Raw genomic sequence first — 23,855 nt, 5'->3', positions numbered from 1 at the left:
GAACAAACCCGAAACCCGCATATGTTCTAGGTTGGTTCCTCCGCTAACGTCAAGCGCAAATGCAGGACCTCAGCCCAAAAAAGCGCCGGCCGATCCGAGCGGTACGATGGCGACGCGGCTGCCGGCCTTGGCGGCGGGGGCGCGCGGCGCCCGCACGACCAGGCAATCGGCCCGGGCCAGGCGCGACAGCATGGAGCTGTCCTGCTTGTCGAACGGGGTCGCGACCGGCGTGCCGTCCGCCTCGAAGCTGAGCGTCGAGCGCAGGTAATCCTCGCGGCCGTCATTCTCGGCCAAGTCGCGGCCGAGCTTGGCGGTGAGCGGCGGCCGGCTCTCGGCCCGCTCGCCCTGCAGGGCGCGTAGCGCCGGCACCAAGAAGAGGGTCGCGCAGACCAGCGACGACACCGGATTGCCGGGCAGGCCGAGCAGGGCGGCGTTGTCGATGCGGCCGAACATCAGCGGCTTGCCGGGCCGCATGGCGATGCGCCAGAAGTCGAGCGCGAGGCCGCGTTGGCCCAGCACCTTGCGCACGAGATCGTGCTCGCCGACCGACGCGCCGCCCAAGGTCACCAGCATGTCGGCGCCGCGCGCGCCGTCGGCCATCGCGCTGAGCGAGGCCTCCTCGTCGCGCGCGATGCCGAGATCGATGGGGATGCCACCGGCCTCGCGAATCAGCGCCGCCAAGGCGAGCGCGTTGGAGGAGACGATCTGGTTCGGGCCGATCGGCTCGCCCGGCCGGGCGAGCTCGTCGCCGGTCGCGATCATGGCGATGCGCGGCCGGCGATGCACTTCGAGCCAGGGCCAGTTCATCGCCGCAACCAGGCCGATATCGGCCGGCGTCAGCCGCCTTCCGGCCGGCACGCCGACCTCGCCTGCCTTGAAGTCGAGCCCGGCCGGGCGGACATAGGTGCCGGCCTTTGCGCCCTCGCGCACGGTGAGGTTCTTGCCCGCGGCGTCGACGTCTTCCTGGATGACGATGCAATCGGCGCCGGCCGGCACCGGCGCGCCGGTGAAAATGCGCACCGCTTGGCCCGGGCCGACGGTGCCGTCGAAGGAAGCGCCGGCCGGCACGTAGCCGATCTCGACGAGCTTCGCCGGCACGGCCGCCACATCGGCGCTGCGGCAGGCCCAACCGTCCATCGCCGAGACCGCGACAGGCGGCTGGGTGCGGCGCGCGACGATGTCGATCGCGGTGACGCGGCCCACGGCCTCGGCGACCGAGACGGTCTCCGCCGGCAGCGACTTGACCGCGGCGAGGATGCGCGCGCGCGCTTCGGCGACGGAGATCATCGCGTCAGGCATCACGGCGCCTCATAGGTGCCGGACTTGCCGCCGGATTTGTGGGTCAGGCGGATCGCCTGGATCTGCATGCCGCGATCGACCGCCTTGACCATGTCGTAGACGGTGAGCGCGGCGACCGCGACGGCGGTGAGCGCCTCCATCTCGACACCGGTCTTGCCGGTGGTCTTCACCGTGGCGGTGATCGTCACCGCGTTGCGCTTCGTGTCGCAGTCGAGATCGACGGCGACGGAGGTGACGGGGAGGGGATGGCAGAGCGGAATCAGGTCCGACGTGCGCTTCGCCGCCATGATGCCGGCGAGCCGCGCGGTGCCGAGCACGTCGCCCTTGGCGGCGGTGCCGTCCTGGACCAGCTTCAAGGTCGCCGGCTGCATCGTTACTTCGCCGCGCGCGACGGCGACACGCTCGGTCGCCGCCTTGGCCGAGACATCGACCATGTGCGCCTTGCCGGCGGCGTCGAAATGGGTGAGGCGGCCGGTCATGCGGTGCGGCCTGCCCCAGCCCAAAAGCCCTCTCCGCCCTCGAAGAGGGGGGAGAGGGTTGGGTGAGGTGGGGAGGAAGCGGTGGCAGGAAGAAGCGCGCGGCTTGCGTGACAGCCCAATGCGGAAAGGCCTACCTCCCCACCTCCCCCAACCCCTCCCCCCGCGTTGCGGGCGGAGGGGAGTGATCGGCGATATGCAGGTCGGCTGTTCACGCAGTCTTCTCCAGCAGCTTCCGCACCGCCGCGGTCACGTCGCTCCGCCGCATCAGGCTCTCGCCGACGAGGAAGGTCGTCACGTCGATCCTGGCCATCCGCGCGATGTCGGCTGACGTCTCGATGCCGCTTTCGCAGACGGTGAGCTTGCCGGCCGGCACGCGGGGGGCGAGGCGCTCCGTCGTCGCGAGGTCGACCTTGAGGGTCTTGAGGTTGCGGTTGTTGATGCCGATCAGGCCGGCATCGAGCTGGAGCGCGCGGTCGAGCTCGGCCTCGTCATGCACCTCGACCAGCACGTCCATGCCCCAGTCGCGCGCGACGCTCGCGAGCTCGCGCGCCTGGTCGTCTTCCAGCGCGGCCATGATCAGCAGGATGCAATCGGCGCCGATCGCGCGGGCATCGACCACCTGGTAGGGATCGAGCATGAAGTCCTTGCGGATCACCGGCAGGTCGACGGCACTGCGCGCCGCGGTCAGGTCGGCGTCCTGGCCCTGGAAATAGGGCGTGTCGGTGAGCACGGAAAGACAGGTCGCGCCGCCCGCCTTGTAGGCGCGGGCGAGCGCCGGCGGATCGAAATCGGCGCGGATCAGGCCCTTGGAGGGCGAGGCCTTCTTGATCTCGGCGATCAGGCCGGTGCGGCCTTCCTGCTTCGCGGCCGTGAGCGCCTTGAAGAAGCCGCGCGGCGCGGTCTGCGCTTTTGCATCCGCCTCGACGGCGCGCAGCGCGCGGAGCTGCTTCCGCTTCGCCACATGCGCGAGCTTGTCGGCGCAGATGCGGTCGAGGACGTTGGTCATCGAAACTCACCACACGAACCAAAATCCCTCTCCCCCCACTGGTGGGGGGAGAGGTTAGGTGAGGGGGGCGTTTCCGCCGTGCAATCGGCGGGGAACAACTCGCCGTCAGCGCCGCGCCCTTGGTTCCAGAGTTCAGTTTGTGGCAACGCCCCCCTCACCCCGACCCTCTCTCCCCACCAGTGGGGAGAGAGGGAGGATGGGCGGCGGATGCGGTCGCGGGCCACGCCGCTCATCACTCCGCCGCCTTCGGCGGGGCTGCGTTGGTGATCGTCACCAGCTTGTCGAGCGCGGCTTTCGCCCGGCCGGTGTCGATCGACTGCGCCGCCGCCGCGACGCCGGCTTTCAGGTCGCCGACCTTGCCGGCGACGATCAGGGCGGCGGCGGCGTTGAACAGGACGATGTCGCGCAAGGGGCCGGTGGCGCCGGCCAGCACGTTGCGGATCGCGGCCGCGTTGGTCTCCGGGTCGGATCCCTTCAGGTCCTCGAACACCGCGCGCGGCAGGCCGGCCTGTTCGGGCGTCAGCTCGAACTCGGTCACCGTGCCTTCGTTCAGCTCGGCGGCATAGGTGACGCCGGTCGTGGTGATCTCGTCCATGCCGTCGCTGCCATGCACGACCCAGACGCGCTCGGCGCCGAGCTTGCCCATGGTCTCCGCCACCGGCCGCACCCATTCGCGGCCGAACACGCCGATCAGCTGGCGCTTGGTATCGGCCGGATTGGCCAGCGGCCCGAGCAAATTGAAGATGGTGCGGGTGCCGAGCTCGACGCGCGTGGGGCCGACCGCGCGCATGGCGCCGTGATGGCGCGGCGCCAGCATGAAGCCGATCGACGCCTCGCGCATGGCGCGCTCGATCAGCGGCATGGCGCAATCGAGATTGACGCCGAGCGCGGTGAGCGCATCGGCCGCGCCGCTCTTCGAGGACAGCGCGCGGTTGCCGTGCTTCGCCACCGTCACGCCGGTGCCGGCGACCACGAAGGCGGTGCAGGTGGAGATGTTATAGGTGCCGGTGGCATCGCCGCCGGTGCCGACGATGTCGATGGCGCCCTTCGGCGCCTGCACTTTCAGCGCGCGCGAGCGCAAGGCGAGGGCGCCGCCGGTGATCTCGTCCACGCTCTCGCCGCGGACGCGCAGGCACATCAGGAAGCCGCCCATCTGCGAGGGCGTGGCATTGCCGGCCATCATGGCGTCGAAGGCGGCGCGGGCGCTCTCGACATCGAGGCGCTCGCCCGCCGCCACCTGCGCCAGCAGGCGCTTGAACTCCTCCATGTCGACGCTCAACTGACCCCTCCTCGAGACCGCGGCCCGGTCCGCTTCGGCCAGGCGCGGCGCAAATGTTCCGCGCCGGTCATCCCGCGAGGCGTTTCTAGCATCGAACCCGGAGCGCCATGAACCGGGGAATTCGCGGCCGGGCGGCCGGCGCGGCGCATCTGTTCCTCCGGTCCAACCCTCCCCCGTGCCGAAGGCATGGGGGAGGGCAGGGTGGGGGCGAAGCCGCACGACGCCGGCCGGCGCATCTGTTCCCCAGCTTCAGCCGCCGCGAGGCAGGCGCGGCGCATCTGTTCCTTCACCTCGTCGTGCCCGGGCTTGACCCGGGTACCCATGGCACGAACAGAAGGGCGTGGGTGGCCGGCCAGTTCTCCTCCTGAAGCTAGGCCCGGCCACGACGGAACAGCGCGGCGCATCTGTTCCGCTCCAAAATTGTGGGTATTCCCGGTGCCGCCGGGAGGCCCGGCCCTGCCGCGGCGCATCTGTTCCGCGGCGCGTCTGTTCCGCCGATTCCTTTCGTAATTTGTAAGGACCGCCGGGAAAGCAGAGTTTCATTCCGGCAGTCTAGCAGAATTTGCTCAGAAAGAGAACTGCCTTCACGCCCGGCTGACGTTAGCGTGATCTTCGGTCGGCCCCTCCGACCGCAGGAGAGGTGCCCCCTGCTGCGTGTGTATGGGCCGTACGGTTAATCGGCGCGACCCGCGCCGGGAAAGGGAACAGATGTCCACCACCACGCGCCGCGGTCCGGCCCATACAGCTCCGGCTCTGGCCGCCCTGGTCGCGCTCGCCATGCTGACGCTCTCCGCCTGCGGCACCCTGGTGGGCGCCGGCGTCGGCGCCGGTGTCGGCGCGCTGGCCGGCGACACCAATACCGGCGCCCTGGTCGGCGCCGGCGCGGGCCTGATCTACGACATCGCGAAGTGATGCGTTGCGGGCCCGGTCTCGATCCCCAGTGAACCGGGCCCGGCTCATCCATAAGGCCCGTGCGACTTCCTATCGCGGGATGAGTGCAGCCTCATACAATCACTTGAGTAACTCGATAATCTCGCAGTGGAATAGAGAAAATTTTCAGTCTTAAACAAAGACAATTACTTGTGACCGCGCCAGTCAAGGTCATCACAAATAAAGTTAAATTATAGTAATAATTTCATATTTCTATAAAAATAGAGTTATCGGATCTTAGCTCATAACTAACCTCATGTCTTGATTTGTTAATTTTTATTGTATAAAAATCGTCCATCATGTTTGAGATTACTCTAAGAGTCGCAAATGCGGCTGTTAAAGTGGGGTCGCCATAAATAGCGCTTTCAACAAGCATGGGAGTGGTGAGCGAAGCACGATTCTTGTATGAATTTAATAAAACACCAGAAAAAATATTGGCTTCTAGTCTCTCTATATCCCTTTCTATCTCGGGAAATCTCGAGATGTAGTTCGTGTAGTGAATCATCTGCTTTCCAAATAATACAGCATTTTCTCTCTTTGGAATTCCACAAGATTCTTCGAAGTCCTTATATGCAGCGAGATATTCTTTTCTTTGTGTCGAATCAAGGATTGTCTTTAGGCTCTTGCACGAGAGGTGCATGATAGACTCCGGGCGCGGAAGTATCATCGTACTTTGGAAAATTGGCGGCTCAACGCGGGATTTAGACATATCCAAATTTTTGTATGATATTTCAAATAAACTAGATGAAATATCACTATAAAACTGTCTCTCAAAATCACATTCGAACTCCTTGGCGAAATTTCCAGAATAGCAATCACCAAATAATTTGAACCAGTGTTTAGATATTCCGACATTTTTTGGAGTGACTTCTTGGATATGCTTTAGCGCAGCAGTTACTGTAGGAAATCTCGCACTTTCTCCACGTTCTCTCTTTCCCACAATTTCTTCGATTGTTATCTTCTCTCCGCAAATATTCGGGGCCAATAAATTTACCAGATCCAAATAACGGACGCCCATACTAGGATGTTTTAAGCCGTACTGTACCGCGTTATTTATAGTATTCTGAATGTCATTCGACTTTGCTAAAAAGGATTGGCAGCGTTTCTTGACATCGAGTGGTAATCCAGAGTCGTCCAAACTGGACGGTTGTAACAGGCAAGTTTTCTCCACCATCATTGCCAGCCTGTGGCTCATATTCTTTTTCCATTCGACAGACGGAATTGAGTAATCGCTTAGTTCATTTGCGATCCGTCGAGCCATTTTGGTTCCGTATAGTCCGTCCACGCGTGTTGAAGGAGTAGCATCACCGACGAGTCGATGCCGCAGCAACTCGGCGCTGCCCAGCTCCTTGTCTCGTACTAAGACAGTAAGATTTCTATGCCCGTCTTTTGATTCCGTTTCACAAAGGATCTTAAACCAAGTGTCCAAGCCACCATCGAATTGCATGTTTCCTTCTGCATCCCGAAACAAATGATCGGCCATCCAGTGTGAGAATAGGAATGAATCTGGGATCAAAATACCACGAGGATTTAGGATTGAATGCCACCGAAAAAAATACTCGGATGGATTCCACACAAATTCTTGTCCTTTCAGGAACGGACGGAAATTCTCCGACCCGCTCGACAAGAGCATGCCTTTGGGATGAACAGTCAGGTCTGGAAAGACAAATGGCATCTCAATGCCCCATTTGTGGGCGCAATATACCAGTCGCAATGATACAAGGAACTACGATTCTACAGAACCTAGAAGGCTGTCCACGAGCCTCGACATTCGGTTGCGGGCGGCGAGCCGTCGCCGTCTGGTCTTCTGCTCAACATCAAAGCGCCGGCTGTCTCGCACCGGTGCTGCGAGGACGGGAAAGTGCCAATGGATGTGCATACCGTCGCCAAGATGTCAGGAGGATCTAGTTCGCCCTGCGCGGTTAAAGCCCTGTTCATTTCATGCCGGCCTGACCCAGCCTCACGGCGAACGCCGTAATCGGCTCTGGTGGGCGGGGCTGCTCGCGCTCGCCTGCGCCCTGCCGTTCCTGCTCGGCAGCTTCCGCGTCTACCAGCTCACGCTCGCCGGCACCTACGCGCTCGCCATCCTGGGCCTCAACATCCTGACCGGGTTCAGCGGGCAGATCTCGCTCGGGCACGGCGCCTTCTATGCGCTCGGCGGCTATGTGACGGGCGGCATGATGTTCCATTGGGGCGTCGACGCCTATCTCACCCTGCCGGCGGCGGCGCTCGCCTGCTTCGCGGCGGGGCTGGCGGTGGGCTGGCCGGCGGCCAGGCTGCCCTTCCTCGGCCTCGCGCTCGCGACCTATGCGCTCGCCGTGGCGCTGCCGCAGGTGCTGAAATCCTGGCTCGCCGCGCCGTGGACCCGCGGCGTGCAGGGCATCTATATCGACAAGCCGGCGGTGCCGGCCGCGCTGCCGCTGACGCCGGACCAGTGGTGGTACTTCGTGACGCTTGGCCTGCTGGTGGCGGCGCTGTGGGCGGCCTCGAACCTGACGCGCGGGCGGATCGGCCGGGCCTGGGCGGCGCTGCGCGACGACGAGATCGCCGCCGCCTGCAACGGCATCCATGTGGCGCGCTATCGCGTGCTCGCGATGGCGACGGGCGCGGCCTGTGCCGGGCTCGGCGGCGCGCTCGCCGTGCTGGTGACCGACTATGTCGCGCCCGACCGCTACGGCTTCTTCTTCTCGGTCCAGCTCCTGATCGGCGCCGTGCTCGGCGGCGTCACCTCGATCGCGGGCGCCGTGGTGGGCGGGCTCGTGCTGATCCTGCTGCCGATGCTGGCCGACGAGATCTCGAAGAACCTGGCCTGGCCGGTCTATGGGGCGCTGCTGATCGCGAGCGTGTGGCTGGCACCGGAGGGGGTGGTGGGGGTGTGGCGGCGAATCCAGTCGCGTTGACCTAGGCACTTCGAATGCGGAGCTGGACTGAGTGCGGACGTGGCAAGATCAATAGGGTGAGTGCGTGGTCCGCCAATCTCAAGGTCTGACAAAGGCGCTCGGCACCTCATCCATCACCAGAACCCCATTTAATTGCGCGGTGTAGGGACCATCCTGCTTCAGCACGACGTTCCAATAGATTCCGGGAGGGCGGCCCGGGGCGGCAGGTTCGGCCGTTTGGTCGGTAAAGTAAAATGCGAGCGGCGCAAGATCCGGACGGAAACCCGCATCGAGCCGCCTCTGGATCATCTGGCTATGGAGCTTCTGAGCGCCTGGTTTGATATTGCCCTTCTCATCGATCAGTCTAATGGGATGCTGAGACAGCTCGTTCAGAAGTACCCCCAGCAGGCTCTTCCAATTCCGAAACGAGTCCGTCAGCGCGTTCGATATCGAATGCATCGCGAACAGGAGACCCATCTCCCTGCGGAGAGAGCCCAAATTGAGACACGAACTGACGGCGGAAATCACTTCGTGGGTATTTTTGTTCGCACCGTGGAGGATAAGTGCCTCGTTTAGCCGCTTCAGGACGTTCCAACCGCTCTTGTTTCGATCAAGCGCAGGGTGTTGCAGCCAGTCGCAATAGAGATGCAATGTGGGTAGCGTGGCACCTAACCCTTCGTGCTCGAGCGCAATTCGAATGCAGCGCATTAGATCGAGAATGTCGGCCCTTGTAGCTCGACCCTCAGCGAGCAGTGAATCGATTCTGGAAGCGAGCTTGGTGATTGGATTGGGTTTCATGGCGGGCCACCATAACGCACGGCCGGAGGTTTTTATCGGAGCTCCGCAGGCGGTCCGAGCGTGAGCTTTTCGCTCAAGCTGACTGCGCTCACCTTCCTCGCCGTCCTCATCCCCGTCTACTGGCGCCATTACGGCCCGGGCAATTTCCTCTGGCTCTCCGATCTCGGCCTCGCCTGCACCGTCGCGGCGTTCGTGCTGGAGAGTCCGCTGCTCGCCAGCATGGCGGCGGTCGGCATCCTGGCGCTGGAGCTCGCCTGGACGGCGGATTTCATCGCCGGCGGGCGCCTGCTCGGGCTCGCGGGCTACATGTTCGATGCGTGCTATCCGCTCTATCTCCGGCTGCTCTCGCTGTTCCACCTCGCGATCCCGCCGGCGGTGCTGCTGATGCTGTGGCAGTGGGGTTATGACGCCCGCGCGCTGCCGCTGCAGGTGCTGCTCACCTGGGCCGCCTTCGCCGGCGCGTACCTGCTGACCGAGCCGGCGAAGAACATCAACTGGGTGTTCGGCTGGGGGACGGAGCCGCAGGCGGTGATGCCGGCGCTCGCGTGGTTCGGGGTCATGTGCGTCGGCGTGCCGGTGCTGGTGATGCTGCCGACGCATTTTTTGTTGAGCTGGGGGTTTCCGGCGGCGGGGCGGTGAGCGCGGGACGGGCCCGCGCCTGCTAAGCTGACCGCGCGATGAAGGACCGCATCGAACAGCCGCCGATGGTCAAGGAGACGCCGCGCCTGCGCCGCGTGATCCGCACGCCCTTGACCGAGATCTGGAATGACGAGCGCGTACTGCCTGTGCGGTTCTTGCGCGGCCTCGATCTCGAGGATGCTCGCGCCCTCCTCAAGCGAGGCGCCGTGCATCTCGTCATTGCCGAGCCGGGCTTGCCATTGCGCTGGATTCCGCCGGCGGAGTGTTTCCGGTTCTGGAAGACGGAAGCGCAGCGGCACATCGTCTTCGGCGCCTGTGTGCCGTACCAGATGCCGGACGGTTACGCCTATGCGGCGTCGGAATGGGAGGCGCTCGATGGGGTGCCGATCGTGGTGTTGACGAAGCACAGTTAGGCGGTGCCCGGCGGCGGCCGCCCCCACCCAACCCTCCCCCACGTTGCTGCGCAACGCGAGGGAGGGCTTGAGGGCGGTCAGTCGAAGGTGAAGCCCTCGTACCCCCTGGCCGCGACCTCGTCGCATCGCTCGCGGTAGGCGGGGGCGCCGGCGGCGTAGAGGAGGAAGGTGCGCTTGTTGCGGCCGGGCAGGTTGGTGTTGATGCCCATGAACCAGCTGTCGACCTGGGTGAAGAGCAGCTTCTGGCCGGTCTCGTAGACATGCTCGGTCCAGGCGTCCTCGGCGGCGCGCGTCGCGGCGATGCGGTTCAGGCCCTGCTTCTGCATATGCGCCAGCACGTCGCTGACCCATTCGACGTTCTGCTCGATGCAGCGCGGGATGTTGCAGAAGGTGGCCGCGTTGTGCGGGCCGACCAGGGTGAACAGGTTGGGGAAGCCCTCGACCTGCAGGCCGAGATAGGTGCGCGGGCCTTCGGCCCATTTGTCTTTCAGGGTGCGGCCGCCGAGGCCTGTGATTTCCATCTTGTTGAAGCCGCCGAGCACGGCGTCGAAGCCGGTGGCGTAGATGATCATGTCGAAATCGCGCTGCGTGTCGCTCGTGGCGATGCCGGCCGGCGTGATGCGCTCGATCGGCGTTTCGCGGATATCGACCAGCGTCACGTTCGGCTGGTTGTAGACCTCGTAGTAATTGGTCTCGAGCGGCACGCGGCGGGTGCCGAAGCCATGATCCTTGGGGATCAGCTTGTCGGCGATCTTCGGGTCCTTCACCCGTTCGCGGATCTTGCGGGCGACGAACTCGCTGATCGTGTCGTTGGCTTCGCGGCTGACGAAGATGTCGCGGAAATTGCCCATCCAGATGCCGAAGCCGGGCTCGGCGTAGCGCTGCTCGTAGAAGGCCTCGCGCTCTTGCGGAGAGACTTCCAGGGCGCGCCTGGGATCGGCGTCGTGGATGAAGCAGCCGTGGCTGGCGCGGCAGCGGGCGAAGATCTCGGGATAGCTCGCCTTGATCTTCGCCTGCTCCTCGGCGGTGATCTTCGCGTTCACCAGCGGCGCGCACCAGTTCGGGCGGCGCTGGAACACGGTGAGCGTGCCGGCCGTCTTCGCGACTTCCTGGATGGTCTGCACCCCGGTCGCGCCGGTGCCGATCACGGCGACGCGCTTGCCGGCGAAGCTCACGGGATGATGCGGCCAGGTGGCGGTGTGGTAGCTCTCGCCTTTGAAGTCCTGGATGCCGGGGATGGTCGGCCAGACCGGCGTCGAGAGCGGCCCCACCGCGGTGATCAGGAAGCGGCAGCGCGCGGTGTCTCCGTCTTCCAGCGTCACTTCCCATTCGTTCGCCGCTTCGTCGTAGGCGCAAGCCGTGACGCGGCTGTCGAAGCGGATGTCGCGGCGCAGCTTCAGCTTGTCGGCGACGTAGTTGAGATAGGCGAGCGTCTCCGGCTGGGCGGCGAAATGCTCGCTCCATTCCCATTCCTTCAGCACCTCGTCGTCGAAGGAATAGCCGTAGGACCAGCTCTCGGAATCGAAGCGGGCGCCGGGATAGCGGTTCCAGTACCAGGTGCCGCCGACATCGCCGCCGGCCTCGTAGACGCGGACTTTCAGGCCGAGCTGGCGCAGCTTGTGCAGCTGGTACAGGCCGGACATGCCGGCGCCGATGACGATGGCATCGAACATGGCCATCCCTTCCTCCCGCGCTTCTTCTGCCGGAACGCTAGCGCGACCGCGCCGAGGCGCCTAGAGGCGCCGGTGTCGCGGGTGGTCTAAGCTCGCAGCCTGCGAATCCAACAGGGGCGTTCGATGGCAAGACGGGTCGAGAAGGTGGCGTTGCGGGCGATGTCGCCGGGCACGCCGGGGCGGGAGCTGACGGTGCTGCGCTATGGCCGCGCGGGCGCCAGGCCCAAGGCCTATCTGCAGGCCTCGATCCATTCCGGCGAGTTCCCCGGCATGATGGCGCTGCACCACCTGATCCCGATGCTCGACCGCGCCGACAAGGCGAAGCGCATCAAGGGCGAGATCGTGATCGTGCCGCATGCCAACCCGATCGGGCTGTCGCAGGTGCTGCTCGCGACTCATTTGGGCCGATACGACTTCTTCGCCCGCGACAACTTCAACCGCAACTATCACGACCTGGCCGAGCCGGTGGCCGAGGTGGTGGAGAACAAGCTCGGCGCCGATCCGGAGCGCAACGTGAAGATGATCCGCGCCGCGGCGCTCGCCGTGCTGGGCGAGATGGAGCCGATGAACGAGCTGCAGGATCTGCGCCTCGCGCTGATGTCGCGCTCGATCGATGCGGATATCGTCATCGACCTGCATTGCGACCAGCAGGCTTCGCTGCATCACTTCATCAGCCAGCGCGACTGGCCGGCGATCAAGGACCTGTCGGCGCAGGTCGGCGCCACGGCTGTCATGTACAACTCGCCCTACCCGATGACGATGACCTTCTCCGGCGCCAACGGCACGATGTGGTCGAAGCTCGCCGACCGCTTCAAGGGCAAGCCGGTGCCGCAGGCCTGCCAATCCTCGACCATCGAGTATCGCGGCCAGCGCGACGTGAACGACCGGCTCGGCGCGATGGACGCGCAGAACCTCTACAAGTTCCTGCAGCGGCGCGGCCTCATTGGCGGCAATCCGGGCCCGCTGCCGCGCGCGCTCGGCACCGCGACGCCGATGGAAGGCATGGATGTCGGCTATGCGCCGGTCGGCGGCGTGCTGGTCTACAAGCGCCAGGCCGGCGACAAGGTGAAGAAGGGCGAGGTGATCTGCGAGATCATCGATCCGTTCAGCATCGATCCGGAGCGGGCGCGCACGCCGGTGCGCACGGCGACGGCGGGCGTGCTGTTCTCGCGCCGCACCGACGGCCAGCTCACCTGGCCCGGCGCCGGCTGCTTCCGCGTCGCCGGCCCGAAGCCCCTGCCGCACCGCAAGGGGCGGAGCGGCCTCGACGATTAGCCCGCCGCAACGAAAAAGCCCCGGCCGCGAGGCCGGGGCTCGATCGTGTCTCCTCGGGCCGGGCGGGGAGAGCCGCCCGGCCTCCGGGTCAGCTCGCCTTGAGGTTGACGGCGGCGGCCTTGCCGCGCTCCATCGAGACCTCGAAAGTCACCTGCTGGCCTTCATTCAGGCTGTGCAGGCCGGCGCGCTCCAGTGCCGAGGCGTGGACGAAAACGTCCTTCGAACCATCGGACGGCTGGATGAAGCCGTAGCCCTTCTGGGAGTTGAACCACTTCACAGTTCCGGTCGCCATAGCGGTCGTCTTTCTCTCTCTCGGCCGGCCGGCCCGGGAGGATTTCCGGGGCCGGGCGGCCTTCGTGCGGGCCGCGCGACAGCCGCGCGGCTCGGCAACCTGAATTTCGGGGATGTCTCGTCGGCGCCGGCGGAAGGTCGACCCTTCAAGAGGGCCAGGCCCGGCGGAGGCGGAGCGGCCAAGTCAGGCCAAAACCTCGATTGCCCCGTCCTTAGACAGGTCAATCATGGCGGGGTCAAGGCAGTTCGCCCGTCACCTGACCGCCTTGCCCGACGGCACCAGGCGGGCGGCGGCGTTGGCGCGGGCGAGGACCTGGCCGACCTCGTCCATCAGCTGGGCCTCGACGAAGGCGACGGTCTTGCCCATCTGCAGCACCTGGCCTTCGCCGTAGAGCGGGCCGCGGCGGGCCGGCTGCAGGAAGCTGATGTTGAGGTGGATGGTCGACGTATAGAGCGTGCCGCCGCTCGCGAGCCAGACCGCCGGCCCCATCGTGTCGTCCAACATGGCGGTGAGGAAGCCGCCCTGGACATAGCCTGCGGGGTTGAGGAAATCCGGCCGGCCGTCGAAGCCGATGCGGAGCCAGCCCTTCGACTGGTCGTGCTTGATCAGCTGCCAGCCGAGCAGCGCGGCGCAGGGCGGCATCGGCAGCCGCTCGAACGGCGTCCCCTCGGTGCCGGGCAGCGGCGTCAGATAGGGCGTGGCCGGGGCAGGAGCAGGGGCGGTCGCGGTGGCATTGCGGGGCAAGGCAATCGTCTCCATCGACGGATGCCCTGAAGCTAGGGAGGGGTTGCTGACATCGTTCTGTCAGCAGTCGCAGCCCTATCCCAGCGCCGCCGGCGATCGCTTCCAATTACCTGCCGGGTCATTGGGGCCGGTGCGGGCGCTGATATGGTGCCGGCCTCAAGGAGGAAACATCGCGTGCGTCTGCCCTTCTTTTACGGCTGGATCGTCGTGGCCGTCGTGTTCGTGACCATGGGCATCGGCGTCAATGCCCGCACCGCCTTCTCGCTGCTCTATCCGCCGATCCTGGGCGAGTTCGGCTGGGACCATGGCGTGGTCGCCGGCGCCTTCTCCTTCGGCTTCGTCGCCGCGGCGGCGATGAGCCCGACCATCGGCTGGCTGATGGATCGCCGCGGGCCGCGCGCGGTGCTGGAGCTTGGCGTGGTGATGACCGGCGCCGGCCTGGTCCTGGCGAGCTATGTCAGCCAGCCCTGGCATCTCTATGCCACGCTCGGCGTGCTGGTCGGCGGCGGCAGCACCTGCCTCGGCTATACCGGCCACTCGCTGTTCCTGCCGAACTGGTTCGTGCGCCGGCGCGGGCTCGCCATCAGCCTCGCCTTCGCCGGGGTCGGCATCGGCTCAATCGTGCTGCTGCCCTGGATGCAGGCCTTCATGGACCGCACCGACTGGCGCACCGCAAGCTGGGTGCTCGGCATCTTCCTGCTGGTCGTGCTGGTGCCGCTCAACCTGCTGCACTGGAAGCGGCCGGAGGATATCGGCCTGCATCCGGACGGCGACGCGCACAATCCGGCGCAGCGCGCCGCGGCCCAGGCCGCCAACGTGGTCGACCCGGGCTGGGTCGCGGTCGAGTGGACGCTCGCGCGCGCGCTGCGGACCGCCAGGTTCTGGTGGATCGCGCTCGGCTATTTCGGCGGCCTCTACGCCTGGTACGCGGTGCAGGTGCACCAGACCAAGTACCTGACCGGGATCGGCTTCGGCACCGCCGACGCGGCGCTGGCGCTCGGCGTGGTCAGCCTGGTCGGCATCCCGGGCCAGATCGCGCTCGGCTGGCTGTCCGACCGGATCGGCCGCGAATGGGTGTGGAGCGCGGGCTGCCTCGGCTTCGTCATCTGCTACCTGGCGCTGATCGCGCTCGAGCACATGCCGACCGTGTTCATGCTCTATGCGATGGTGGTGGCGCAGGGCGCGCTCGGCTATGGCCTGACCTCGGTGATGGCCGCGATCGCGGCCGAGATCTTCCAGGGCCCGCATTACGGCCGCATCTTCGGCATCCTGATGGTGGTGATGCTGGGCGGCGGCGCGCTCGGCCCCTGGGTCACCGGCATCCTGCACGACGCCACCGGCGGCTACGCCGCGGGCTTCTGGATCGCCTGCGGCCTGAGCGTCGTCTCGGCCGGCGCCATCTGGATGGCCGCGCCGCGCAAGGTGCGTGCCGTGGCCGGGCAGGTGCACCGCATCGCGGGGTCGAAGCCGGCCTGACGCCTGCTATGCTGGCGCGAGAAAAGTCCGGAGGAAACCATGCCGAACGAGATCACCGTCGCCGCCATCCAGATCACCGCCGACGACCGCGACAAGCAGGCGACTGTCGACAAGGTGCTGCGCTTGATCGACCAGGCCGGCGAGCGCGGGGCGGAGCTGACCGTGCTTCCGGAAGTGTGGACCGGGCTCGGCGCCTCGGCCGACGACGCCTATCGCGCCATTGCCGAAACGGTGCCGGGGCCGACCACCGAGCGGCTGGCCGAGAAGGCGAAGAAGTACGGCATGACCATCGTCGGCTCGCTCTACGAGCGGCGTGGCAACCGCTATTTCAACTCGGCGCCGGTGATTGGGCCGGACGGCATCATCGGTCGCTACGACAAGACGCATCTGTTCGACGCGCCGGACCGGCCCGACATCCCGCCGGGCTACAAGGAATCGAAGAAGGTCGATGCCGGCACCGAGCTGCCGGTCTTCCTGACGCCGGTCGGCCAGGTCGGCGTCTCGGTCTGCTCCGATCTCCGGTTTCCGGAAGTGTATCGCGAGCTGGCGCTGAAGGGCGCCAAGGTGATCGTCTGCGCCTCGGCCTTCCTCTCGCCGCGGTTCGACCACTGGGAGTTCTTTTTGCGGGCGCGGGCGACCGAGAACCAGTGCTGGGTCGTCGCTTCCGGCCAGGTCGGCAAGGACCCTTCCTCCGACTACGCCTTTGTCGGCCGGTCGATGGTGGTGGATCCCTGGGGCGTGATCACCGCGACGGCGCCGGACACCGAATGCTGCATGACCACCACGATCGACCTCGACTACATCGACGTGGTGAAGCAACGCTATCCGCTGATGGATCAGCGCCGGCCCGAGCTCTACCAGACCATCGGCCGGGCCAAGGCGTGAGGCGGATCATCTGATGGCGATCAGCGACGAGTTTCGCGACTTCATCGCGGAATCGCTGGCGCCGCTTGGCAATGTAGGCCTCCGGCGCATGTTCAGTGGCGCCGGCGTGTTCCAGGGCGACCTGATGTTCGGCCTGGTGGCGGACGACACGCTGTATTTCAAGGTCGACGAGGCGACGCGCGGCGATTTCGAGGCGGCGGGCTGCCGCCAGTTCACCTACCGCGCCCGCGGCCGCGACAACGCGCTCGGTTTCTGGCAGGTGCCGGACACACTGCTCGACGATTCCGACGAGCTCTGCCGCTGGGCGCGCCTCGCCATCGACGTCGCCTTTCGCGCGCGGGCGAAGGCGCAGCCGAAGGGGCGCGCGAAGGCCGGCGTCGCCAAGCCGAAGGCGGAAGTGAAGGCAACGTCAAAGCCGAAAGCGAAAGCCAAGCCCGCACGGGGCAAGTGATCTTCCGCGCCCTGGCTCAGCGCAATCACCTACGGAAAGTTCGGTGGCGTTCCGGCGGCGTGCGCGACCACCTTCTCCCCCAAGGAGAAGGGATTCGTCTCCTCCTTCCGGCACGACGAAAGGATTCCCCTCAGCCCGCGCGCGGCTGCGCGGCCTTCAGCAGAGCCTCCACATCGATTGCATCGAGCTGCTCCGGCAGCAGGAACTGTCGCGCGTAGTCGCGCCAGACGCCGGAGGTGAGGAAGAGCTCGAACAGCTCGTGGTCGATATGGTGGTCGCGGCTCATGCGCGCCATGATCGCCAGGCTCTCGCTGATCGGCTTCGGCGGCTTGTAGGGGCGGTCCTGCGCGGTCAGCGCCTCGAAGATGTCGGCGATCGCCATCATGCGGCCGAGCGGCGAGATCTCGTGCTTCCTCAGGCCGCGCGGATAGCCGGTGCCGTCCATGTGCTCGTGATGCGTGCCGGCGATATGCGGCACGCGGGCGAGATGCTTCGGCCAGGGCAGCGCCTCCAGCATGTCGACCGTGTGCACCATGTGGTCGTTGATGATCTGGCGTTCCGCGCTGGTCAGCGTGCCGCGCCGCACCGAGAGGTTGGCAAGCTCTTCCGGCGAGAGCAGCGGGCGCGCGCCTTCGGCATCGGCATAGGGGCGGGCGGCGATCGTCTCCAGCCGCGCGAGATCCACCTCGGCCAGCGATTCGCCGCCGACATTGCTGGCTTCGAGAAAGGCGAGATCGGCATCGATCGCCGCCAGCTCTGCCGCGCGCATGCGCGCTGCCTCTTCGACGTCGGAGCCGGCCGCCACCGCGCGGTAATAGGCGATATCGGCCTCGCGCCGCAGCACCTCGAAGCGGGTGCGGATCTCGCCGATACGGTCGTAGATGGTCTCGAGCTTGGTCGACTTGTCCATCACATGGACCGGCGTCACCACCTTGCCGATATCGTGCAGTCCGCCGGCGACTTCGAGCTCGTACCATTCGGCCGGCGTCAGCCCGTAATGCGCATAGGGCCCTTCGGTCGTGTCGCAGGCGGCGCGCGCCAGCATCTGGGTCAGCACCGGCACGCGCTGGCAATGGGTGCCGGTATAGGGCGACTTGGCGTCGATGGCGCGCGCCATCACCTGGACCAGGTTGTCGAACAGGCGCTTCTGGCCGTCGATCAGCTGCTGGTTCTCCACCGCGACGCCGGCGAAGCCGGACAGCGCCTCGACCAACGGCACCACCGTCAGATCGAAAGGCAGGATGCGCCCGGCGACGTCGCGGGCATTGATCAGCTGGATGACGCCGATCACGTGCCGGGTGTGATCGACCAGCGGCACGCCGAGGAACGAGACCGAGCGATAGCCGGTGCGGGCATCGAAGGCGCGCGGGCCGGCGAAGTTGAACCCGGTTTCGGCATAGGCATCGTCGACGACGAGCGAGCGGGCGGTATTGGCGGTACAGGTGGCGACCGTGGTGCAGTTCAGGCTGCCGTCCGGCAGGACCAGCGGGATCGGCGGCAGGTCGATCGGCTCGCCCGACGTGCCGCCCTGGTGGATGCCGAGGCTGATGGTGCGGCGCACCGAGAATTCGAGCTGATCCTCGGCGGTGCGGAGATAGATGGTGCCGCCATCGGCCCGGGCGATGGCCATGGCGCCGAACAGGATGCGCTCGGCGAGGCGCGCCCGGTCGCGCTCCGCCGCCAGCGCGATGCCGATCTCCAGGATCTCGCGGACGGCGGCGCCTCCGGCATGGCCGGTTTCGGCCGCCGCGGGATCAAGATCGGGCGAGGCCTCGTCCACCGTCGCTTAACCTCGACACGCTATCGAAGGTGGAGCCTAGTCAAACTGGGTGCTTGTTACGATGCGTTCGTTGATTGTTTTGGTTATTTCTCTGTTACCGGCACTCGCCTGGGCTCAGACCAATGGCTGTTTCCGCCAGGGCGAGCTGAAGGCCGAGGCGAATGTGCGGCTGGGCCTGCTGCTGCGCGAGCGCGCCGCGGTCTGCGCCGCGCGATCCGGGGACCCCGCGTTCAACGACCTGCCGCAGATGTGGTCGAAATTCGAGCAGGCCAATGCCCCGCAGTTGAAGGATGCCGTGGAGACACGCTCGCGGGCGATCGATCGCGTGTTCAAGAATGCGGACAATTCCGTCGATGCGCAGACCGGGCGGCTGATCGCCCGGTTCCGCCAGGAGCCGGCCTACAGCGCCAATTGCCGCGACATCCAGAAGCTGCTGACCGACATGGACAAGGGCGGCTGGGGGGCGTTCCAGCGCCGGGCGAAGCTGTTCGACAGCGAAGTGAAGCTCGATTCTCCACCCTGCTGATTGTAGTTACCTTCAAATCCGCAGACTGGATTGTGACTCCCGGGTGGGCCATGTATAGCTGCGCGCCCGCGCCGCCGGAACGTTCGTTCCGCCGCGGGTCTCGTCGCTATCTGTCCCGGAGTCCCGATGCTGGTTCTGAAGCATGGCCTCGCCTTTGAGGAGCTTTATTCCCGGGACGGCCTGATCAAAGTCGACACAGCGTTTCTCGCCCATCTTGCCGCGGCCGATGCGACGCTCGGCGAGCGGCTGAAGGCGGCGCGCTGCGGGCCGGACGGGATCGACGGCAAGACTGAATCGGCGCTGCTGATCGAGCTGGCGCCGCATGTCGAGGACTTCCTCGCCGCGCTGTTCGGCATCGAGGCCGAGGCGGCGGCGCTGCGGGCCAGGCACCACAACCTCGCGCCGCTCTACGACGTGAAGCGGCTGTTCGTGCAGCGCCAGGCGGTGAAGCAGGTGAAGCCGGCCGAGGCGGAGGCGGTGGACGGCGCCGCGCTCGGCGCGGAGATCACGGCGCTGATCGGCGGCAAGTTCACCGAGCTCGGCTTCGCCCGCGCCGTGCAGGACTGGCAGAAGGACGAGGCGGCCAACGCCGACAACCTGAAGAAGGCGGCGCTCTATGCCGCCTGGGCGACGGTGACGGCGGCGGGTCAGGCGAAACACGGCCGCGGCCTGCTGTTCAAGCAGCCGAAGAAGATCGATCCGGAGCATCTGGTGCTGGTGGTGACGGCGGAGGCGCCGGCAGGTCACAAGGTGCATACGCTGGACGCGCATCACCTGCGCCGGCGCGAGGGCTTCGCGCTGACCGACCAGGGCACCGATCTCGCCGGCGCGCTGGACCATGCGAACTACTGCATCTGGTGCCACCACCAGGGCAAGGACAGTTGCTCCAAAGGCCTGCGCGACAAGGCGAAGCCGGACGAAATCGCACCGTTCAAGAAGAGCCCGTTCGGGGTGACTCTCGCCGGCTGCCCGCTGGAGGAGAAGATCTCCGAATTCCATGAGGTGAAGACCAAGGGCTTCGCCCTCGGTGCGCTCGGCATCATCTGCGTCGACAATCCGCTGGCCGCCGCGACCGGGCACCGGATCTGCAACGACTGCATGAAGTCGTGCATCTATCAGCGCCAGGAGCCGGTCAATATCCCCGAGGCGGAGACCCGCACCTTGAAGGACGTGCTGGAGCTGCCCTTCGGCTTCGAGATCTATTCGCTGCTGACGCGCTGGAACCCGCTCGACATCCGCCGGCCCTATCCGAAGCCGCCGAGCGGCAAGCGCGTGCTGGTGGTGGGCCTCGGGCCCGCCGGGTTCAGCCTGGCGCACCACCTGATGAACGACGGCCACCGCATCACCGGCATCGACGGATTGAAGATCGAGCCGCTGCCGGGCGAGGTCTCCGGCATCGACCAGCACGGCAAGCGCATGGCGTTCCGGCCGATCCGCGACGTGGCGGAGCTGTGGGAGAACCTGGACGACCGGGTGATGGCGGGCTTCGGCGGCGTCGCCGAATACGGCATCACGGTGCGCTGGAACAAGAATTTCCTGAAGGTGATCCGCCTGCTGCTGGAGCGGCGCGAGGCGTTCCGGCTCTATGGCGGCGTGCGCTTCGGCGGCACCTTGACGGCGGAGAAGGCGTTCCAGCTCGGCTTCGATCACATCGCGCTCGCGGCCGGCGCCGGAAAACCCACTGTGCTCGACATGCCGAACGGGCTCGCGCGCGGCGTGCGCACGGCGTCCGACTTCCTGATGGCGCTGCAGCTGACCGGCGCGGCGAAGAAGGATTCGATCGCCAACATGCAGCTGCGCCTGCCGGTGGTGGTGATCGGCGGCGGGTTGACCGCGATCGACACCGCGACCGAGAGCCTCGCCTATTACCCGGTGCAGGTGGAGAAGTTCCTGTCGCGCTACGAGGTGCTGGTGGCCGAGAAGGGCGAGAGCGCGGTGCAAGCGCGCTGGAGCGTGGAGGAGGGCGAGCAGGCGGCCGAGTTCGTCGCCCATGCCCGTGCCATCCGCGAGGAGCGCGCGGCAGCCAGGCGCGAAGGCCGCGCGGCCCGCATCGTCGAGCTACTGCAGGGCTGGGGCGGCGTCACGCTCGCCTATCGCAAGCGGCTGATCGACAGCCCGTCCTATACCCTGAACCACGAGGAGGTGGAGAAGGCGCTGGAGGAGGGGATCAGCTTCGCCGAAGGGCTGACGCCGGAGCGCGTGGAAGTGGATGCGCGCGGCGCGGCACGGTCGATTGTGATGCAGGCGGCGAACGGCAAGGTGGAGCTGCCGGCGCGGACCATCCTGGTCGCCGCCGGGACGCAGCCGAACACCGTGCTGGCGCGCGAGGACGCGGAGGTGTTCAAGCTCGACGGCCGCTATTTTCAGGCCTGCGACGAGGACGGCCAGCCGGTGAAGCCGGAGCGCGCCATCTCCAAGCCGACCAAGTCCGACATCCTGCTGACGCGCTGGGCCGATGGCCGCTTCGTCTCCTTCTTCGGCGACCTGCATCCCTCCTTCTTCGGCAATGTCGTGAAGGCGATGGGCGGCGTGAAGCAGAGCTATCCGATCGTCACACGGGTGCTGGGCAAGCTGGCGCCGGCGAGCGCGCTCGATGATGCCGCATTCACGGCGTCGCTGGACCGGCAGCTGCGTCCGCGCGTGGCTTATGTGGAGCGGCTGACGCCGACCATCGTCGAGGTGGTGGTGGAGGCGCCGCTCGCCGCCGAGCGGTTCGAGCCGGGGCAGTTCTATCGCCTGCAGAACTACGAGACCAACGCGATGCGGGTCGACGGCACTCTGCTGGCGATGGAGGGGCTGGCGCTGACCGGTGCCTGGGTGGACAAGCAGAAGGGTCTCGTCTCCGTCATCGTGCTGGAAATGGGCGGCTCCTCCGATCTCTGCATGTATCTCAAGCCGGGCGAACCCGTCGTGCTGATGGGGCCGACCGGTGCGCCGACCGAGATCGAGGCGGGCGAGAACGTGGCGCTGGTGGGCGGCGGGCTCGGCAACGCGGTGCTGTTCTCGATCGGCCAGGCCTACCGTGCCGCGGGATCGAAGGTGCTCTACTTCGCCGGCTACAAGCGGGTGATCGACCGCTACAAGGTGGCGGAGATCGAGAAGGCGGCCGATGTGGTGGTGTGGTGCTGCGACGAGGAGCCGGGCTTTCAGCCGACCCGGCCGCAGGACCGGGCCTTCGTCGGCAACATCGTGCAGGCGATGGCAGCCTACGCCTCAGGCGCGCTCGGGCCGGTGACCTTGCCGCTCAGCGAGGCCGACCGGCTGATCGCCATCGGCTCCGACCGTATGATGGCGGCGGTGGCGGCGGCGCGGCACGGCGTGCTGAAGCCCTTCGTGAAGCCGGGCCATGTGGCGATCGGCTCGATCAACTCCCCCATGCAATGCATGATGAAGGAGATCTGCGCCCAGTGCCTGCAGCCGCATAAGGACCCGGTGACGGGCGAGGAGACTTACGTGTTCTCCTGCTTCAACCAGGACCAGCCGCTGGATCAGGTGGTGTGGCCGGCGCTGAACCAGCGCCTGCAGCAGAACGGCGTGCAGGAAAAGCTCTGTGCCCAGTGGATCGACCGCTGCCTGCTGCAGGCCGGCGTGAGGGAGGCGGCGGCTTAGCTACTCTTTAAGCGCCTGACCCAAGTCCCGACCGCCATAGAGAACGCGCATGATCTCCACCTTGCGGCCTGTCACGCGGAAGGCGATGGCGATGCGCCGTTCGAAGCCGATGATGCGGATCCCACGACCGAGGTCGTCGCGTCGCGTGCCGCGCTTGGGACTGAGTTCGAGTGCCTGGCAGGCGTCGCCGATACGCTCGACATAGCTGCCGGCCGCGTCGATGCCTGACCGCCGAGCGATGTAGCGGTAGATGTTGAAGAGATCCACCTCGGCCAGCGGGCGGAACTCGATCTCGTACTTCACTTCGTGAGGCGCTTCTTCCGCTCACGCGCGTGGTGGGTGCGCAGCCGAGCAAGCACCTCGGTTGCCGGCGTGTTGGGACGGGGATCGTTCAAAGATTCCTCGATTTGCCGGCGCATCCACTCGTCGATCGCTGCCTCCTCGCGGTCCAGCGCGCGCAGCGCCGCGCGCATCACCTCGCTGGCGGAAGCGTAGGCGCCGGATTGCACGCGTGTATCGACGCGCTCCTGCAGATCGCCGAGCGTGACTGTGATCGGGCGGCTGGTGCGCGGCATCCGGAAGCGTTCCGAGTTGTGTATGACACCGTCATACTCGAGCGCCTGCAGCCGAAGGTCAAGCATGATGTCCGCCTAGCAAAAGCCGCCGGCCGCGGCGCGACAGCGACGGAGTGCCGGCGCCGCTCGGTGACGGTGCGCGCTTCGCCCCAACCTTGTCACGGGCGCGGTTCGATGCGCCGTAAGGCAAGCGGAACTAGCGACTTATCGGCGGTGCGCCGATGCCGTGCCGTCGCGGCATCCAGGCGGAGGCGGAACCAAGCGGGGCTGTTGCGGGATGAGTGTCGGGCGGTGGCTCGACGCTTGCTGGAGCCCCCATGGAACGCTGCCTACCCTCTGAGCCTGCGGCGCATGTCGCCGGCGTCATGCTCTCCGTCTGTCTCGTGCTCGCTGCCGCGACCGGCCGCGCATTCGCCCATGGCGATGCGGCCTGGATCATGGAGGAGCCGCGCTATGTGACCGGCGCCGGATCGCATTGCTGCGGTCCGACCGATTGCGAGCGCGTGCCCGACGGCGAGGTGGTCGAGGTCAGGCCGGGCGAATGGCTCGTCCGCTCGACGCATCAGGTGTTCCGCCAGGATCAGAAGGGCGTCTATCCGAGCAAGCAGGGATCGTTCTGGTGGTGCCGGCGCGGCGCCCGCGTCGTGTGCCTGTTCTACGACACGGGCGGGTTCTGACACCGCCCAGCCGATTGCGGCGTAGAGCGCTCTGGCGCGAAGACACCGTCGGCTAGAGCGTGATGCATTTAGCTTTGTGCATAGCCGGCGTTTTTGAAGTAGTTGGCGCATTCGGTTGATGTGCAGCTATCGAGGATGCGGCCGATCGCGTCCGAGATGGCGTCGGCGGT

The 23,855-nt window shown here is 66.2% G+C and carries 23 protein-coding genes; 11 read left to right on the top strand and 12 right to left on the bottom strand.

Features of this window, described 5'->3' with window-relative positions:
* Positions 1-69 precede the first annotated feature (69 nt).
* From DT074_RS16015 to trpD, 4 genes are all read right to left on the bottom strand, one after another.
* Entirely contained in the window at positions 70-1,299 is a 1,230-nt protein-coding gene (locus DT074_RS16015; protein ID WP_368744708.1) for a molybdopterin molybdotransferase MoeA, read from the bottom strand.
* Positions 1,299-1,778, bottom strand: coding sequence for a cyclic pyranopterin monophosphate synthase MoaC (moaC, locus tag DT074_RS16010; RefSeq protein WP_119420858.1), 480 nt, complete (start codon positions 1,776-1,778; stop codon positions 1,299-1,301). The genes DT074_RS16015 and moaC overlap by 1 nt, the downstream gene beginning before the upstream one ends.
* A gap of 208 nt (positions 1,779-1,986) precedes the next feature.
* Positions 1,987-2,784: an indole-3-glycerol phosphate synthase TrpC gene (gene trpC / locus DT074_RS16005; protein ID WP_119420857.1), complete on the bottom strand. Its 798-nt coding sequence runs from the start codon at positions 2,782-2,784 to the stop codon at positions 1,987-1,989.
* A gap of 232 nt (positions 2,785-3,016) precedes the next feature.
* Positions 3,017-4,051, bottom strand: a complete 1,035-nt coding sequence (trpD, locus tag DT074_RS16000) for an anthranilate phosphoribosyltransferase (RefSeq protein ID WP_119420901.1) — start codon at positions 4,049-4,051, stop codon at positions 3,017-3,019.
* Between the two features lie 720 nt (positions 4,052-4,771).
* Here trpD and DT074_RS15995 point away from each other — a divergent pair.
* Positions 4,772-4,975: a hypothetical protein gene (locus DT074_RS15995; protein ID WP_119420856.1), complete on the top strand. Its 204-nt coding sequence runs from the start codon at positions 4,772-4,774 to the stop codon at positions 4,973-4,975.
* Positions 4,976-5,198: 223 nt separating this feature from the next.
* Here DT074_RS15995 and DT074_RS28100 read toward each other — a convergent pair whose 3' ends face one another.
* The gene (locus DT074_RS28100; protein WP_162914949.1) at positions 5,199-6,668 is read right to left on the bottom strand and encodes a hypothetical protein; all 1,470 of its coding nucleotides are present in this window, start codon (positions 6,666-6,668) and stop codon (positions 5,199-5,201) included.
* A gap of 196 nt (positions 6,669-6,864) precedes the next feature.
* On the opposite strand from DT074_RS28100, the gene DT074_RS15990 reads away from it, so the two are divergent.
* Entirely contained in the window at positions 6,865-7,893 is a 1,029-nt protein-coding gene (locus DT074_RS15990) for a branched-chain amino acid ABC transporter permease (RefSeq protein WP_162914948.1), read from the top strand.
* Positions 7,894-7,971: 78 nt separating this feature from the next.
* On the opposite strand, the gene DT074_RS28095 is transcribed toward DT074_RS15990, so the two are convergent.
* A complete protein-coding gene (locus DT074_RS28095; RefSeq protein WP_162914947.1) occupies positions 7,972-8,670 on the bottom strand; it encodes a hypothetical protein in 699 nt (232 codons plus the stop codon).
* 60 nt (positions 8,671-8,730) lie between these two features.
* Between DT074_RS28095 and DT074_RS15980 the strand changes: the two genes are divergently transcribed.
* Entirely contained in the window at positions 8,731-9,309 is a 579-nt protein-coding gene (locus DT074_RS15980; protein ID WP_119420853.1) for a membrane-associated protein, read from the top strand.
* Between the two features lie 38 nt (positions 9,310-9,347).
* Complete coding sequence (locus DT074_RS15975) at positions 9,348-9,722, top strand: hypothetical protein (protein ID WP_119420852.1); 375 nt, start codon at positions 9,348-9,350, stop codon at positions 9,720-9,722.
* 77 nt (positions 9,723-9,799) lie between these two features.
* On the opposite strand, the gene DT074_RS15970 is transcribed toward DT074_RS15975, so the two are convergent.
* A complete protein-coding gene (locus DT074_RS15970; RefSeq protein ID WP_119420851.1) occupies positions 9,800-11,401 on the bottom strand; it encodes a flavin-containing monooxygenase in 1,602 nt (533 codons plus the stop codon).
* A gap of 117 nt (positions 11,402-11,518) precedes the next feature.
* Between DT074_RS15970 and DT074_RS15965 the strand changes: the two genes are divergently transcribed.
* Positions 11,519-12,670 (top strand): succinylglutamate desuccinylase/aspartoacylase family protein, encoded by a 1,152-nt coding sequence (locus tag DT074_RS15965; protein ID WP_119420850.1) that lies wholly within the window; start codon positions 11,519-11,521, stop codon positions 12,668-12,670.
* An 88-nt stretch (positions 12,671-12,758) separates the two neighbouring features.
* Here DT074_RS15965 and DT074_RS15960 read toward each other — a convergent pair whose 3' ends face one another.
* Positions 12,759-12,962, bottom strand: a complete 204-nt coding sequence (locus tag DT074_RS15960; RefSeq protein WP_119420849.1) for a cold-shock protein — start codon at positions 12,960-12,962, stop codon at positions 12,759-12,761.
* A 252-nt stretch (positions 12,963-13,214) separates the two neighbouring features.
* Positions 13,215-13,604: a PaaI family thioesterase gene (locus DT074_RS15955; protein WP_119420900.1), complete on the bottom strand. Its 390-nt coding sequence runs from the start codon at positions 13,602-13,604 to the stop codon at positions 13,215-13,217.
* Between the two features lie 276 nt (positions 13,605-13,880).
* Here DT074_RS15955 and DT074_RS15950 point away from each other — a divergent pair, with 276 nt between their 5' ends.
* Genes DT074_RS15950 through DT074_RS15940 form a run of 3 tightly spaced genes read left to right on the top strand, consistent with a single transcriptional unit; the run spans position 13,881 to position 16,518 of the window.
* Positions 13,881-15,182 (top strand): MFS transporter, encoded by a 1,302-nt coding sequence (locus DT074_RS15950; protein ID WP_368744705.1) that lies wholly within the window; start codon positions 13,881-13,883, stop codon positions 15,180-15,182.
* Between the two features lie 39 nt (positions 15,183-15,221).
* Positions 15,222-16,067, top strand: coding sequence for a carbon-nitrogen hydrolase family protein (locus tag DT074_RS15945; RefSeq protein WP_119420847.1), 846 nt, complete (start codon positions 15,222-15,224; stop codon positions 16,065-16,067).
* Between the two features lie 13 nt (positions 16,068-16,080).
* Positions 16,081-16,518: a TfoX/Sxy family protein gene (locus tag DT074_RS15940; protein ID WP_119420846.1), complete on the top strand. Its 438-nt coding sequence runs from the start codon at positions 16,081-16,083 to the stop codon at positions 16,516-16,518.
* Positions 16,519-16,648: 130 nt separating this feature from the next.
* Here the strand turns inward: DT074_RS15940 and DT074_RS15935 are convergent, their stop codons facing one another.
* Positions 16,649-18,298 carry an HD domain-containing phosphohydrolase gene (locus tag DT074_RS15935; protein WP_368744704.1) on the bottom strand — a complete coding sequence of 550 codons (1,650 nt, stop codon included), beginning with the start codon at positions 18,296-18,298 and terminating at the stop codon, positions 16,649-16,651.
* A 61-nt stretch (positions 18,299-18,359) separates the two neighbouring features.
* Here DT074_RS15935 and DT074_RS15930 point away from each other — a divergent pair, with 61 nt between their 5' ends.
* Positions 18,360-18,824: a hypothetical protein gene (locus DT074_RS15930; protein WP_162914946.1), complete on the top strand. Its 465-nt coding sequence runs from the start codon at positions 18,360-18,362 to the stop codon at positions 18,822-18,824.
* 126 nt (positions 18,825-18,950) lie between these two features.
* Positions 18,951-22,433: an FAD-dependent oxidoreductase gene (locus DT074_RS15925; RefSeq protein ID WP_119420844.1), complete on the top strand. Its 3,483-nt coding sequence runs from the start codon at positions 18,951-18,953 to the stop codon at positions 22,431-22,433.
* On the opposite strand, the gene DT074_RS15920 is transcribed toward DT074_RS15925, so the two are convergent.
* Positions 22,434-22,736, bottom strand: a complete 303-nt coding sequence (locus DT074_RS15920; RefSeq protein WP_119420843.1) for a type II toxin-antitoxin system RelE/ParE family toxin — start codon at positions 22,734-22,736, stop codon at positions 22,434-22,436. It abuts the gene before it with no gap.
* Positions 22,733-23,074 carry a type II toxin-antitoxin system ParD family antitoxin gene (locus DT074_RS15915; protein WP_368744703.1) on the bottom strand — a complete coding sequence of 114 codons (342 nt, stop codon included), beginning with the start codon at positions 23,072-23,074 and terminating at the stop codon, positions 22,733-22,735. The genes DT074_RS15920 and DT074_RS15915 overlap by 4 nt, the downstream gene beginning before the upstream one ends.
* Positions 23,075-23,325: 251 nt before the next feature.
* Between DT074_RS15915 and DT074_RS15910 the strand changes: the two genes are divergently transcribed.
* Entirely contained in the window at positions 23,326-23,685 is a 360-nt protein-coding gene (locus DT074_RS15910) for a hypothetical protein (RefSeq protein WP_162914945.1), read from the top strand.
* Positions 23,686-23,855: the final 170 nt, after the last annotated feature.

This window comes from Desertibaculum subflavum (assembly GCA_003576705.1).
Taxonomy (GTDB): Bacteria; Pseudomonadota; Alphaproteobacteria; order Ferrovibrionales; family Ferrovibrionaceae; genus Desertibaculum; species Desertibaculum subflavum.
Note: the sequence above shows the minus strand (reverse complement) of the source record. Positions and strands in the feature narration are given on the sequence as shown.